At 67.0% G+C, this 14,176-nt stretch carries 12 protein-coding genes; 8 read left to right on the top strand and 4 right to left on the bottom strand.

Annotated elements, in window-relative coordinates; translation table 11 throughout:
• Positions 1–62 precede the first annotated feature (62 nt).
• From DOM66_RS07380 to DOM66_RS07365, 4 genes are all read right to left on the bottom strand, one after another.
• On the bottom strand, positions 63–1,430 hold the full coding sequence (locus DOM66_RS07380) for a tryptophan 7-halogenase (RefSeq protein ID WP_110689722.1): 1,368 nt from the start codon (positions 1,428–1,430) through the stop codon (positions 63–65).
• Positions 1,427–3,427 (bottom strand): CTQ-dependent lysine 6-oxidase LodA, encoded by a 2,001-nt coding sequence (lodA, locus tag DOM66_RS07375; protein ID WP_110689721.1) that lies wholly within the window; start codon positions 3,425–3,427, stop codon positions 1,427–1,429. The genes DOM66_RS07380 and lodA overlap by 4 nt, the downstream gene beginning before the upstream one ends.
• A gap of 288 nt (positions 3,428–3,715) precedes the next feature.
• Complete coding sequence (gene recG, locus DOM66_RS07370; RefSeq protein WP_110689720.1) at positions 3,716–5,794, bottom strand: ATP-dependent DNA helicase RecG; 2,079 nt, start codon at positions 5,792–5,794, stop codon at positions 3,716–3,718.
• A complete protein-coding gene (locus tag DOM66_RS07365; RefSeq protein ID WP_110673846.1) occupies positions 5,791–6,711 on the bottom strand; it encodes a hydrogen peroxide-inducible genes activator in 921 nt (306 codons plus the stop codon). The genes recG and DOM66_RS07365 overlap by 4 nt, the downstream gene beginning before the upstream one ends.
• A gap of 158 nt (positions 6,712–6,869) precedes the next feature.
• Between DOM66_RS07365 and DOM66_RS07360 the strand changes: the two genes are divergently transcribed.
• The 8 genes from DOM66_RS07360 (at position 6,870) to DOM66_RS07325 (ending at position 14,176) form a co-directional block, all read left to right on the top strand.
• Entirely contained in the window at positions 6,870–7,748 is an 879-nt protein-coding gene (locus tag DOM66_RS07360; RefSeq protein ID WP_110673847.1) for an SDR family oxidoreductase, read from the top strand.
• Between the two features lie 277 nt (positions 7,749–8,025).
• Positions 8,026–8,850, top strand: coding sequence for a phosphonate ABC transporter ATP-binding protein (gene phnC, locus DOM66_RS07355; protein ID WP_110689719.1), 825 nt, complete (start codon positions 8,026–8,028; stop codon positions 8,848–8,850).
• A 90-nt stretch (positions 8,851–8,940) separates the two neighbouring features.
• On the top strand, positions 8,941–9,975 hold the full coding sequence (phnD, locus tag DOM66_RS07350; protein ID WP_110689718.1) for a phosphonate ABC transporter substrate-binding protein: 1,035 nt from the start codon (positions 8,941–8,943) through the stop codon (positions 9,973–9,975).
• 94 nt (positions 9,976–10,069) lie between these two features.
• Positions 10,070–10,864 carry a phosphonate ABC transporter, permease protein PhnE gene (gene phnE, locus DOM66_RS07345; protein ID WP_110673850.1) on the top strand — a complete coding sequence of 265 codons (795 nt, stop codon included), beginning with the start codon at positions 10,070–10,072 and terminating at the stop codon, positions 10,862–10,864.
• A 261-nt stretch (positions 10,865–11,125) separates the two neighbouring features.
• A complete protein-coding gene (gene phnF, locus DOM66_RS07340) occupies positions 11,126–11,929 on the top strand; it encodes a phosphonate metabolism transcriptional regulator PhnF (protein ID WP_157959013.1) in 804 nt (267 codons plus the stop codon).
• Complete coding sequence (gene phnG, locus DOM66_RS07335; protein WP_110689717.1) at positions 11,926–12,363, top strand: phosphonate C-P lyase system protein PhnG; 438 nt, start codon at positions 11,926–11,928, stop codon at positions 12,361–12,363. The genes phnF and phnG overlap by 4 nt, the downstream gene beginning before the upstream one ends.
• Positions 12,364–12,416: 53 nt before the next feature.
• Positions 12,417–13,052, top strand: coding sequence for a phosphonate C-P lyase system protein PhnH (phnH, locus tag DOM66_RS07330; protein WP_245392387.1), 636 nt, complete (start codon positions 12,417–12,419; stop codon positions 13,050–13,052).
• Positions 13,052–14,176, top strand: a complete 1,125-nt coding sequence (locus tag DOM66_RS07325; protein ID WP_110689715.1) for a carbon-phosphorus lyase complex subunit PhnI — start codon at positions 13,052–13,054, stop codon at positions 14,174–14,176. Before phnH ends, DOM66_RS07325 begins: the two co-directional genes overlap by 1 nt.

The following is a 14,176-nucleotide window of genomic DNA, read 5'->3' as shown; positions in this document are numbered from 1 at the left end:
ATCGCTGCCGCTACGCCCGCCGCCTGCCCAGCGGCCAAAACCCGGCCGAGAACGCTCGCCCGTCATGACGCCACGGCTCGCTCCAGCGTGACCAATCCCGCCTCGGCCAGCTCCTGCAGGCCGAGAATGATGCGTTGATCGGGCAGTTCCGGATGGCACTCGGCAAAATCGCGGACCACCTGGTGGGAGGAAGCGCCCGATCGACAGTGGGCGAGCAGGGCCCGCGCCTGGCCAGGTGTCAGATGCACCGGGTTGGTTGCATCGAGCCGGGTCGCCGGCGCCACGTCAGACAGGGGCGTCATGGGGTCCAGCTCGACCCGGGTGCGCCGGCGTTGCCAGAACCGCTGGTCCGGCCAGCGCGTTTCGCGGCGGTAGATGTTCCAGCGTGAGTTCAGGTATTGCTGGTAGTCATCGTTCAGGCTCCGCGCGTAACTGGGTAGCATGTCGGCGTTGTGGGTCAACGCATTGACCGCGACCAGGGCGCCGTGGATGCCGCTGCCCAGTGCATAGGGAATGCCTGTCGAGGACAGGGGATCGCGTGCCGTGGCCGCATCGCCGACGGCGACCCAGCCGTCGCCCCCGGGGGCGACGAGACGCGAGGTGTGTGCGGGAAAACCGCGTGGGGGCGTGGTGAAACGCACCCCCTCGGTCAGCGGCGCGATCAGTGGCATCGCTGCCAGCCGTTGCTGCCAGCACTGAGCGTCGGTCAGCCGCCGTTCACCGATCAGATCGGCATCGCTCATCGCCACCACCACCAGACGGCGCTCCGGCAAGGGGGCCGCGTACCACCAGCCGTCATCGCATGCCTCGACATGGATGGCCGACGGGATCGCGGCTGTCTCCGGCAACTGTGCGATACGCGCGACGCCGACCAGCCGGTCCTCGTGGCAGCGGACCGTGCCGATGTGGCGTGCAAGGCGTCCGCTGCGCCCGGTGGCGTCGATCAGGAATCGGGTGCGCAGCGAACGCGGACTCGTCTCTTCCCCCTGCAGCTGCAGTTCCCACTCCCCCGACGGTAGACGTTGCGCAGCCCGTAAGCGGGTCCGTTGCCACAGGCGGCCGCCACGCTCTTGGAACGTCTCGGCCAGCAGGCGATCGAAACCGGTCCGATCGAGACTCCAGCCGTTGCCGTGTAGCGTGAACAGATAGTCGAGCGCCTGGGGTGTCTCGCCGCCCCAGGCGGCGAGACTACCGAACGATGCCAGCGGCTGGGTGGCGCGAAAGCGCTCCCAGATACCGAGGTAGTCGAGCAGGGGACGGGCCCCTGGCGAAAGGGACTCGCCGATACGGGGTCCGTCGTAGTGGTCGGCCTCGACCATGGCGATGGCGAGATCGTCGCGCTGCAGCAGCGTGAGACCGGCGGCACTACCCGCCGGCCCGCCACCCAGGATCACCACATCCCAGAGCCGCGCCGCCGATGACCGGCTCATGTGGCAGAGGCGCGTTGGATCACGCCTTGCGCCAGGGCGGCATGGTTACGTTCACGCTCGACGAAGTAGGGGAAGCCCTCGGGGCCCTGATTGACGATGAAACCGAGCCGGCTCCAGTTGGCGATGATCGCGGCGGTCGAGTCGATACCGCGCTGATAGGGGACCCGCTGTCCGGCGGCGATCACCGTCTGGTCGTCGATGCGCGAGACCACCGCGTCCAGCACCTGAGCATCGGGCTCGATGTCACCGGTGACAACGTGCATGGGACTCTGCGGTGGCCACCAGTAAACATAGAACGTCGGCGGCACCTGGATGCCGGTACCGTCGGCGAACTGGTTGATGCTCGGGTTGGTGATGTTGGGCGTCTGCACCGTGCATTCGTGGAAGTCGGCCTGCCACGGGATCGCCATGCGCTTGGTCAGATCGCCCGGTTCACAGCCTTGACCCTCGGCTTCGTCGGCGGTGGGGCTCAGGCCGTGTTCCCGGTAGTAAGCCTGCAAGTGCGCGTCGCCATTCTGATGATGCGCCAGCTTGAGCTGTAGCGGAGCCCGATAGATGGGGGCGTTGCGCACGATCCAGGTGGTTTCGATGCCGGGTGAGAAGGGCGCGCCGACGCAATTGCCGGTGTGGGCTTCGTCGAGCCGTTCGGCCAGGTCGCGTGGTTTGGCGGCGCCAGTGCGGAACTTGCCGGCCGCCCACTGGTGCAGGAAGAAGTACTGAGTCGGCGAGAGGGTCTCGAACTTGTAGATGGGGCCCTGGTTGGTCACCGAGTTATCGCCGGAATTGAGCGGCATCAGCGGGATGCCGTCGTTCGAGAACAGCTGGTTGGGGCCGTTGGGCACCTTGTCGATCCACTCGGCGTAATCGAGCGGTAGAACCGGCACGCGGAAGTAACCGAAGTAGCGCCAGCGATGTTCGGCATTGCCTGACGAGGCATCGCGCAGATCGAAGCCGGGGTTGGCGAAGTCGTTGAGATAGGGGATGTCGGCAACCCAGCGATAGCCCTGCATTCGTTCGATGATCGGCTTGACCTGGGTCTCGTAGTCGACTTCGTACTCGGGGTCGTAGCCGGCCAACGGGGTGTAACCGGCGTGGCTCGGAAAGGCGCCGGCGGAGTCGCAGTTCTCGCGGTAGATCGCCGGGTCGGCGTTCATATGGCGGATCGCGACGTCGTAGGCGGTATCGTGCAGTGTGGTGATGTTGACCAGCTCGGGGGCGTACTTGGGACTGCCGATCAACAGCCAGCCGGCCTCGGCCTCGACCGTCTCACCACTGGTCAGATGCACGGTGGCGAGCACGTAACCGTCGGCGATGTCGTCCCAGTAACCGGCGGCGCCGCGGAAAGAGGTGATATCGCCGGTGCCGGTGACCTGGCCGAATCCGCTGAGAGCGATCAGGTTGCCGGCGTCGTCGAGTCGGAGCTCGCCGAGCGAGTCGATCTGCTCGCCGCCGGCATTGAGTGGCGGAAAGCTGCCGCAGGGGTAGTCGTCGGGAATGTTGTAGCGCGAGAAGGCGACCCGGTCGCCGGGGTGCTCGATATGACGCGGGCCGGGGTCGATGATCAGCCGCTGGCGTGCCTTGTCGCCGATGACATCGGGATTGTTGACCGGAACGTGCTGGTTGGCATAGCTGTTGGCGGCACCGAACTCGAGATTGCCCTGCAGCTCGGAGAAGGTGTACCAGACCGGCTTCTTGTTGGCGATGTGCACCGTCCAGACGATCTTCTCGATGTCGTCATCATCGAGCGAGACCGCGCGTGAGCCCTCAGCGTCGCGCGCGAAGACCTGGAACTTGGCCGCCTGGCGCTTGATTCTGCCGATGCTGTCCTTGAACTGCCGCACCGGTGAAGGCTTGCCATCGCTATCGATGGTATTGCCCGAGGCGTCGCAATGGATCGGCAGTCCACCGATACGCTCCGGTGCTAGATAGAATTCGTCCGGGCTGTTACCCAGGCGTGCCACGCCGATGCGTGGATGGATCTCGTAGTGACCGGCCATGCCGACCTCCCTGCGCACATTCGCTGCTGTCGGCGGCGCCGTCCTGGTATGGCGGCACCGCTCCCGGGGCGAGTCGGAGCGGCCACTGGCGATCGTCAGCCTTCCACGCCGGAAGACTCGCTATGAGGAAACATAGCAATGACTAATGCGAAATGACTAAGTAAAAGGACGGATAAGTGCATGAGATGTCTGTCTATTTCGTCTAGCGCAAATGGCTTACAGCGCCAGACGGAAATGGCTTACAGCGTCAGACAGACATCACTTACACCGTGGAATGGATAGGCTCGCCTAGACCTGCCCGTAGCGCCCCGCCTCGTCGCCGAGCCAGCGCTGGATCAGTGCCGGCGCCACGTCGGGGGCCTCTTCGAGCAGTGCCGTCGCCAGCGCGGTGACGGTATCGAGCAGGTCGCGGTCGCGCTCCAGGTCGGCGATCTTCATCTGCGCCAAGCCGGTCTGACGGGTACCCAGTACCTCGCCGGGGCCGCGCAGTTCGAGATCCTTCTCGGCGACCTTGAAGCCGTCGGTGGTGTCGCGCAGGATGCCCAGGCGCTCGCGGGAGTGGTGCGACAGCGGCGGGTGGTAGAGCAGCACGCAGTAGCTGTCGACGCGTCCGCGGCCGACTCGGCCACGCAGCTGATGCAGCTGGGAGAGCCCCAGGCGCTCCGGGTTCTCGATGATCATCAGGCTGGCGTTGGGCACGTCGACGCCGACCTCGATCACCGTGGTCGCCACCAGCAGGTCGAGCTCGCCGCTCTTGAAGGCGTCCATCACCTCGCCCTTCTCGGCGGCCTTCATGCGCCCGTGGACCAGCCCGATCTGGAGTTCCGGCAGCGCTTCGGTCAGGGTCTCGCGGGTGACTTCCGCAGCCTGGCAGGTAAGCGCTTCCGACTCCTCGATCAGGGTGCAGACCCAGTAGGCCTGGCGCCCCTCGGCGCAGGCGTTGCGGATACGCTCGATCACCTCGGTACGGCGCTCGTCGGGCACCGCCACGGTATGCACCGGCGTGCGCCCCGGCGGCAGCTCGTCGATCACCGAGAGATCGAGATCGGCGTAGGCGCTCATCGCCAGGGTGCGCGGGATCGGCGTGGCGGTCATGATCAGCTGGTGCGGGGTCAGGCCGCCATTCTCGCCCTTCTGGCGCAGTGCCAGGCGCTGGTGGACGCCGAAACGGTGCTGCTCGTCGATCACCGCCAGGCCCAGGCGCTGGAAGATGACGTCGTCCTGGAACAGCGCATGGGTGCCCACCACCACCTGGGCGCGGCCATCGGCGATCGCCGCCTTGGTGTCGCCGCGTGCCTTGCCCTTGAGCTTGCCGGCGAGCCAGCCCACCTCGATGCCCAGCGGCTCGAGCCAGCTGCGGAACTGGCGGAAGTGCTGCTCGGCGAGAATCTCCGTCGGCGCCATCACGGCGGCCTGGCAGCCGCCGGCGACCGCGGCCAGTACCGCCATGGCGGCGACCACCGTCTTGCCCGAGCCGACGTCGCCCTGGACCAGGCGCAGCATCGGCACCTCGCGCTCGAGATCGCGCCCGATCTCGTCGAGCACGCGGCGCTGGGCCTGGGTCAGCGAGAACGGTAGCTGGGTCAGAAAACGCGCCTGCAGATGGCCGCTGCCGGCGAGCCCCGGGGCACCGTCGGTCTGAATGCGCAGCCGCACCTGGCGCAGGCTCAGCTGGTGCGCCAGCAGCTCCTCCAGCGCCAGCCGGCGCTGGGCCGGATGGCGCCCGGCGGCGAGCACCTCCTGCGGGGCGTCCGGCGGCGGCTCGTGCAGGTAGCGCAGCGCTTCGATCAGGCCGGGCAGGCGAAAGCGCTGGCGCAGCGTCGCCGGAATCCACTCCGGCAGCGCGTCCGGCGCCTCTGCCAGGCGCTTCAGCGCCTGCTGGATCAGCGCCCGCAGGCGCGGCTGGGCGAGTCCTTCGGTGGCCGGATAGATCGGCGTCAGGTGCTCGTCCACCGGCGGCGCTTCGCTCTGCACCAGACGGTACTCGGGGTGGTAGATCTCCAGCCCGGTGCTGCCGGCGCGGGCTTCGCCGAAGCAGCGCACCTGGACGCCCTTGACGAACTGCTGCTGCTGGGCAGGCGAGAAGTGGAAGAAGCGCAGGCTGAGAATGCCGGAGCCATCCTTGAGCCGCACCAGCAGGCTGCGGCGGCGGCCGCGAATCACCTCGGCGGCGCTCACCTCACCTTCGACCACCGCCTCGGTCCCTGCCCGCAGGGTGCCGATCGGGGTGATCCGGGTGCGATCCTGATAGCGCAGCGGCAGATGGAACAGCAGATCGGCGATCTGGACGATTCGCAGCCGGGCCAGCTTGAGCGCGAGTGCTTCGCCGACGCCGGCGAGTTCGGTGACCGGGGCGTCGAGGCTCATGCCGCCTCGACGTCGCTACCGTGAACCTGATCGATCGCCTGGATCAGCGCGTCGATCGCGCGCGGCCGCGGGAAACTGGCGCGCCAGGCCAGGGCCACACTGCGCGTGGGCACGTCCCCCTTGAACGGCCGGCTCTCGAGCAGGCCACCCTCGTAGTGGCTGGTGCCGATGGCCAGCTTGGGCAGCACCGTGATCCCCAGCCCCGAGGCGACCATGTGGCGGATCGTCTCGAGCGAGCCACCCTCGGCGATCAGCGTGTTCTCGGGGTTGTTGAGCTGGGCGTTGATCGCCGGACACGCCTCGAGGATCTGATCGCGGAAGCAGTGGCCCTCGCCGAGCAACAGCAGGCGCTCCTTGAGCAGATCCTCCTTGTCGATCGCGGCACGCTCGGTCCACGGGTGACCGGCCGGCAGCAGGATCTCGAACGGCTCCTGATAGAGCGTCTTGGTGACCACATCCGGCTCGTTGAACGGCAGTGCGACGAAGATTGCATCCAGCTCGCCGCTACGCAGCTTGCGCCGCAGCACGCCGGTAAAGCTCTCTTCGATGTAGAGCGGCATCTGCGGGGCGATGCGCGACAGCGCCGGAATCAGATGCGGGAACAGGTAGGGGCCGATGGTGTAGATGGCGCCGATGCGCAGCGGGCTGATCAGCTGGTCCTTGCCCTCGCTGGCCATCTCCTTGATCAGCGTGGCCTGCTCCAGCACGCGGTGAGCCTGCTCGACGATACGCTCGCCCAGCGGGGTCACCTGAACGGTGGACTTGGAGCGCTCGAACAGCGCGATGCCGAGCTCCTCCTCGAGCTTCTTGACCGCCACCGACAGCGTCGGCTGCGAGACGAAGCAGCGCTCGGCAGCGCGGCCGAAGTGACGCTCCTGCGCCAAGGTTACGATGTAACGGAGTTCTGTTAGAGTCATGAGGTGGGACCGAAAGGCTCCCTTAATTCGCAGAGAAGAGAATCATCGCAAAGGGCCGCAGACGTCACCCACGTCTGTGACCTGAGACCGTCTCTCGTGGTCATTCGTGTCTTCACGGATGTATTAACAAGGATGTTTTACCAAGAGGCCAGGGAAAGGTGAAGAAAACCACATTAATTCTAGGTTGCGGCGATATCGGCACCCAGCTCGGCAAGCAGCTGATCGCCGCCGGTCATCGCGTGATCGGCGCGCGGCGCAACGCCGGCGCGCTGGAAGGCACCGGCATCGAGCCGGTGGCGCTGGACGTCACCGACGACGCGGCGCTGGCCGCGCTACCGGATGCCGATTTCGTGATCTATGCGGTAACCGCCGATCGCTTCGAAGAGAGCGCCTACGCCGCGGCCTACCCGGAAGGGCTCAAGGCGGTGATCGCCCAGTTCGCCCAGCGCGAGACGCCGCCCAGGCGGCTGTTCTTCGTCTCCTCGACCAGCGTCTACGCCCAGCAGGGCGGCGAGGAGGTCGACGAGACCTCGCCCACCGAGCCCAACGGCTTCTCCGGCACGCTGATGCGCGAAGCGGAGCAGGCGCTGCTCGACCATACGCTGCCAGGCACCGTGGTGCGCCTCTCCGGCATCTACGGCCCGGGCCGCGACCGCCTGATTCGCCAGGTGAAAGAGGGCCGGATCGCCGCCGCCAACCCGCCGATGTACTCCAACCGCATTCATCGCGACGACTGCGCCGGGGTCCTGGCGCATCTGATCGGGATGGCCGAGCGCGACGAGCCGCTGGAATCGATCTACCTCGCCAGCGACGGCGAGTCGGCGCCACTGCACGAGGTGATGGCGTGGATCGCCAAGCAGCTCAAGGTGGAAACGCCGGAGGTGATCCAGTCACCGCTGCGTCGGCGTTCGAGCAAGCGCTGCAACAACGCTCGCCTGCGCGCCTCGGGCTACACCTTCCACTACCCCTCCTTCCGCGAAGGCTACGCCGACATCCTCAAGCAGGGCGGTTTTCTACCGGCCAAGGAGAAGGCATGAGGTGAGCGCGCAAGCTCGACGCGCGCCGCCACTTGCCTGTGACGGTTCGACGACAAATCGATGTCGATTCGATGACGGACTTTTTCAACCTGCTGAAATCTCTGATAAAGCGCCTCCGGGCGCTTTTTTTGTGCCCCGCGAAGCCGCCCCAGCTGTCATCCCTTCTTAATTGTCTAGATAAATAAGCGTCACACGACGTCGCCAGACTGTGCTCAACACTTCGGGGCCAGGGGTTCGTAGTCCGAATCACGGCCCGACACTTTCCGGGACGAATCGTATGACTGCCATCGTTAGCGTCGAACGGCTCGACAAATCCTTCGGCACCCATGCGGCGCTGCGCGAGATCGGTTTCGAGATCCACGCCGGCGAGCTGGTCACGCTGATCGGGCCGTCGGGGTCGGGCAAGTCGACCCTGTTGCGTCACCTCATCGGCCTGAGCCGCGCCGACCGCCAGTCGCACAGCCATGTGCGGGTACTGGATCGCGACGTGCAGCGCGGCGGACGTCTGCTCGGGGCCAGCCGCGAACAGCGGCGTCGCTGCGGCTACATCTTCCAGCAGTTCAACCTTGCCGGCCGGTTGAGCGTCATGACCAACGTGCTGGTCGGCCATCTCGGCGCGATGCCGCGCTGGCGCGCCCTGACCGGCCGCTTCACCCAACAGGAACGGGACCAGGCGCTACGGGCCCTCGAGCGGGTCGGCATCGTCGGGTTGGCCCACCAGCGCGCCAATACGCTGTCGGGTGGTCAGATGCAGCGCGTCGCCATCGCTCGGGCGCTGGTGCAGGAGGCGGAGGTGATCTTCGCCGACGAACCGATCGCCTCCCTCGATCCGCGCAGTGCCCGGGAGGTGATGGAGATCCTGCAGCGCATCAATCGCGAGGATGGCCGCACCATCGTCGTCACCCTGCATCAGGTCGACGTCGCCCGCCGCTACTGCCGTCGTGCCATCGCGCTGAAGCAGGGGCGCCTCTACTACGACGGGCCCATCGCCGGCCTCACCGACGCTCGCCTGCAGGCGCTCTACGAGAACGCGGGCCTCGATGAGCTCGAAGCTCGCCAAGCCGATCACCGGTTCGCGCCGCCGCTGCATGCGGTGGGCTGAGCCGTTCGGGCGGGCGATTCAAGGCCCATGACACCTCACCCACGCACCACACCCAAAGCGTCATCACCAACGACACTTCAAGGAAACGACATGATCTCCTCCCTGTTGCGCCGCACGGCCCTGCCTCTGATCGCTGGGGTCGGTCTGCTCGGCGGTACGCTTGCCGCCGGTTCCGCCCAGGCCGCCGACGAGCCACTGCGCTTCGGCATCATCTCCACCGAGTCGAGCACCAATCAGGCGACCCAGTGGCAGCCGTTTCTGGATGACATGTCCGATGCCCTGGGCGTCAAGGTCGAGCCGTTCTTCGCCACCGACTACGCCGCAGTGATCCAGGCGATGCGTTTCGACAAGATCGACCTGGCCTGGTACGGCAACAAGTCGGCGATGGAAGCGGTCGACCGCGCCGGCGGCGAGATCTTCGCCCAGACCGTCGCCGCCAACGGCGCGCCGGGCTACTGGAGCCTGATGATCGTCAATCAGGACAGCCCCTACAACGATGTTCAGGACATCCTCGCCAATGCCAGCAAGCTGACCTTCGGCAATGGTGATCCCAACTCCACCTCGGGCTATCTGGTGCCGGGCTACTACGTCTTCGCCAAGAACCATGTCGATCCCAACACCGCGTTCAAGCGCACCCTCAACGCCAACCACGAGACCAATGCACTGACCGTGGCCAACGGCCAGGTCGACGTCGCCACGTTCAATACCGAGAGCATGGAGCGCCTCGAAATCACCCATCCCGACAAGGCCGCCCAGCTCAAGGTGATCTGGAAGTCACCGCTGATCCCGTCCGATCCGCTGGTCTGGCGCACCAATCTGCCGCAGCAGACCAAGGATGAACTGCGCCAGTTCTTCCTCGGCTACGGCGATACCGACGAGCAGAAAGCGATCCTCGAGCCGCTGCAGTGGTCCGGGTTCGCGGCTTCCGACAACGACCAGCTGCTGCCGATTCGTCAGCTCGAGCTGTTCAAGCAGCGTGCCCAGGTCGCCGCCGACGACTCCCTCGATGCCAGCGCCAAGCAGCAACAGCTGGCAGAGCTCGACGCCCGTCTCGATGCGCTGAACCAGCGTATGGAAGCGCGTGACGCCGCTCAGGCCGACCACACCACGGCGATGGTCGATTAGGCCATGTCCCTCGCTGGCGGCAGGTCGCGGACAGCGCTCGGCCGCCAGCGATAGCGCCACCCCGGCCTTCACCGATTTCGTCAGGACAACGCACATGCAAAGCGCCGCTTCCTTCGACATCCGCGCCCGATCCGGCAGACGCCGCTGGACCACGCTGCTGGGCTGGGCCATTGCCGTCGTCGTGCTGGGCTGGGCCTGGCAGGGCGCCGAGATGGCGCCGAGCCTGCTGTTCCAGAACGCCGGCAACATGGCGACCCTGGCCGCCGACTTCGTGCCGCCCACCTTCGGGCGTCTCGACCACTACATCGATCAGATGCTGGTCACCATCCAGATCGCCATCTGGGGCACGCTGCTGGCGGTGCTTTTCGCCATCCCCTTCGGTCTGCTCTCGTCGGACAACCTGGCGCCCTGGTGGATCAACCAGCCGGTGCGGCGGCTGATGGACGCCTGCCGCGCGATCAACGAGCTGGTGTTCGCAATGCTCTTCGTGGTCGCCGTCGGGCTCGGCCCCTTCGCCGGCACCCTGGCGCTGTTCGTGCATACCACCGGTGTGCTCGCCAAGCTCTTCTCGGAAGCCGTGGAGGCCACCGACGCCGGGCCGATGGAGGGTATCCGCGTCACCGGTGCCGGGCGGCTGGAAGAGATCGTCTTCGGCCTGATCCCCCAGGTACTGCCGCTGTGGATCTCGGTCAGCCTCTATCGCTTCGAATCCAATATTCGCTCCGCCACGGTGCTCGGCATGGTCGGCGGCGGCGGTATCGGCGTCTCGCTGTGGGAGACCATGCGCGGTTTCCAGTACACCGAGACCGCCACGATCATGCTGGTGATCATCGTCGCCGTGACGCTGCTGGACATGGTGTCGCAGCGTGTTCGCAAGCGCTTCATCTAGGCCATCACGAAAACTGCCTGCGCTCGCCCATACCGCGTTAAAAATCGGCTGGAACGCCAGCCCGGTCAAAAATGCTCATTTACACACACGTAAACTCCGCTTTTTCGCCAATTTTTGCCTTGCGACCCACAGGGAGGTGGGAAGTGCGTTGGCCCGTAGGGAACGGGCCTAGGGCTGGGCGTCGCTCGGCGACTTTTCGTAGACGGCCCGGAGGATATTCCAATCCAGGTTTGAGCGTATCCGATGATGTCTAGACAAGTTTTGACACTACCCCGCTACCGCGAACTGGCCGAGGTGCTGGTGCGCGAGGTCCATACCGACTATGCCCCGGGCGATCTGCTGCCGACCGAGGCGCAGCTCGCCAAGCGCTTCGCGGTCAACCGCCACACCGTGCGTCGCGCGCTGGACGAACTGGTCGCCGCCGGCATGGTGACCCGCCATCAGGGGCGCGGCACCCAGGTCGTCGACCGCCGGCTCGACTACGCCGTCAGCGCCGGCAGCAAGGTGACCCAGAACCTGGCCGGCCTCGGGCTGCCCTCGACGACCCGCTGTCTCGAGCAGGGGCTCGTGAAGCCTCCCGAGTCCATCGCCCAGCGCTTCGGGCGCCCCGCCAGCGAGCCGCTGCTGCGGGTCGACACCGTGCGCACCGTCGACGACGCCCCGCTGATGCGACTGCGCCACTGGTTCGATCCGGCGCGGGTACCGGGCTGGCTGGCGCGCTATCGCGGCGGTTCCACCCGCGCCCTGCTGACCCAGCACTACGGCCTGCAGCTGCATCGGCGGCGGGTGCGCATCGACGCCGTCGGCGCCGATCGCGACGACACCCGCTGGCTGCAGTGCCCGCTCAACGCTCCGCTGCTGGTGATGACCAGCGACAACACCGATGCCGAGGGGGCGCTGGTGGAGGTCTCCGTGGGGCGGGCGCGTGCCGATCGGCTCGCCTACCACGTTGATTTCGAAGAAGCCGCGGGCCGGGATTTCGAGGAAGCCGCGGGCCAGGGCCACGCAAGCCCCGGCGCAAGCGCCGCTTCCGCTCTCTTTCCATCCGACGAGGACGACGCATGACTCGCACCTCCCGAGGCGCCCGCCAGCGGCTGCTGGCGCTCTCCTCCCGTCACCACATCGAGGCCCACTGGGGCGCGCTGGGCCGGCTGCCCGGCCACCGCTGCCTGCGCGGGCCGGAGACCGGCATGGCGATGCTCAAGGGGCGCATCGGCGCCACCGGCAACGCTTTCCACCTGGGCGAGATGACCCTGACCCGTGCCAGCGTGGCGCTCGATGACGGCACCGTTGGCCACGGCTGGGTGCGCGGGCGCGACCATCGTCACGCTGAACTGATCGCGCTGGCCGATGCCGTCGCCCAGCACGCGGAGTGGCAGGAGGCACTCGAGACCCAGGTGCTGGCGCCGCTGGCCGACGAACTCGCCGAGCGCCAGCGACGTGATGCCGCCACCGCTGCTGCCACCCGGGTCGATTTCTTCACGCTGGTCAGGGGGTAGTGACAATGGCGCAGAGAGAAAGAGAAAACAGAGAGAGGGTGGAGAGAGAGACGGTGAGTGCAGCCTGGCCCGGGCTGGCCGACCCCGCCCACGACAGCCAGCGCCTGTTTCGCCAGATCCTCGGCGCGATGTCCGAGCCGGGCACGCTCGAGACGCTGGTACTGCCCGCACCGCCGAGTGACGCCCTGGGCGCCGCGCTATGGGGCGTGGTGCTGACGCTCTGCGATCTCGAGACACGTGTGTGGATCGCCGCCGATCTCGACTCGCCGGCCCTGCGCCAGGCGCTGGCCTTCCACACCGGGGCGCGCATCACCGACGACCCGGCGAGCGCCGATTTTGCGCTGCTGACCCATGACGCCTTCGATCCAGAGATGCCGTTTGCGCTGGGCAGCGATACCTACCCCGACCGCGGCACCACGCTGCTGGTCGCCGTCGAGCGGCTGGAAAACGATTCGAACGAGGCACGCGGCGATACCAACGGCTGGCGGCTCAGTGGCCCCGGTATCGCCGACTCGCGGCTGCTCGATATCGGTGACAGCCCCGGCTGTCGGCGGCTGATGAGCCGCCTTGGCGCCAATCGCACCAGCTTCCCCCAGGGGCTGGACATGATCTTCGGCTGCGGCGCGCGGCTGGCGGCGGTGCCACGCAGCACCCGCGTCACGCGCGCCGATGCCAAGGAGGTGAACTGATGTACGTTGCCGTCAAGGGAGGCGAGCAGGCGATCGCCAGTGCCCACCGCTGGCTGGCCGACCGCCGCCGGGGCGATCGCGACCGTGCGGAGATCGAGGTCGCCCAGATCGGCGATCAGTTGCGTCTGGCTGTCGACCGGGTGATGAGCGAAGCCTCGCTCTATGATCCCGAACTCGCCGCGCTGGCGTTCAAGCAGGCCAGTGGCGACCTCACCGAGGCCGTGTTCCTGCTGCGCGCCTATCGCACCACGTTGCCGCGGCTGGCGGTCAGCGAGCCGCTCGACACCGCCGGCATGCGCATCGAACGGCGCATCAGTGCCACCTACAAGGATATTCCCGGCGGCCAGATTCTGGGCCCGACCTACGACTACACCCATCGGCTGCTCGACTTCCTCCAGCTGGCCGGCGCTGAGGTGCCGCCTGCCGAGACCCGGGATGACGTCACCGATGCTGAGCCCTGCCCGCAGATCCTAGAACTGCTCAACGACGAGGGCCTGGTGGAGCAGGCGATCGACGACGGCAGCGAGCCCATGGATATCACCCGCGATCCGCCGGATTACCCGATGGAGCGCGCCGCCCGGCTGCAGATGCTGGCCCGCGGCGACGAGGGCTACCTGCTGGCGCTGGGCTACTCCACCCAGCGCGGCTACGGCCGCAACCATCCGTTCGCCGGTGAGATTCGCCAGGGCCAGGTGGAAGTGGAGATCCATGTCGAGGAGTGGGACGAGACGATCTGCGTCGGCGAGATCGCGCTGAGCGAGTGCCAGATGATCAACCAGTTCGGCGGCAGCCGAGAGGCCGCGCCGCAGTTCACCCGGGGCTATGGCCTCGCCTTCGGCCACAACGAGCGCAAGACCATGGCCATGGCACTGGTCGATCGCGCTCTGCGCGCCGAGGAGCTGGGCGAGCCGATCAGCGGCCCGGCGCAGCAGGCGGAGTTCGTGCTGGCCCACGCCGACAGCGTCGACGCCTCCGGTTTCGTCTCCCACCTGAAGCTGCCGCACTACGTCGACTTCCAGTCCGAGCTCGATCTGCTCAGGCGGCTGCGTCGCGAACATGCCGCGCGCCAGGCCGAAGTCGAAGGTGCCCGTGATGCGGCCAGCCCCAAGCCGGAGGAGCGTTGA

The organism is Salinicola endophyticus (assembly GCF_003206575.1).
GTDB classification, from domain to species: Bacteria; Pseudomonadota; Gammaproteobacteria; order Pseudomonadales; family Halomonadaceae; genus Salinicola; species Salinicola endophyticus.
The sequence above is the reverse complement of the archived record's forward strand: the minus strand, read 5'-3'. Positions and strand labels throughout refer to the sequence as shown.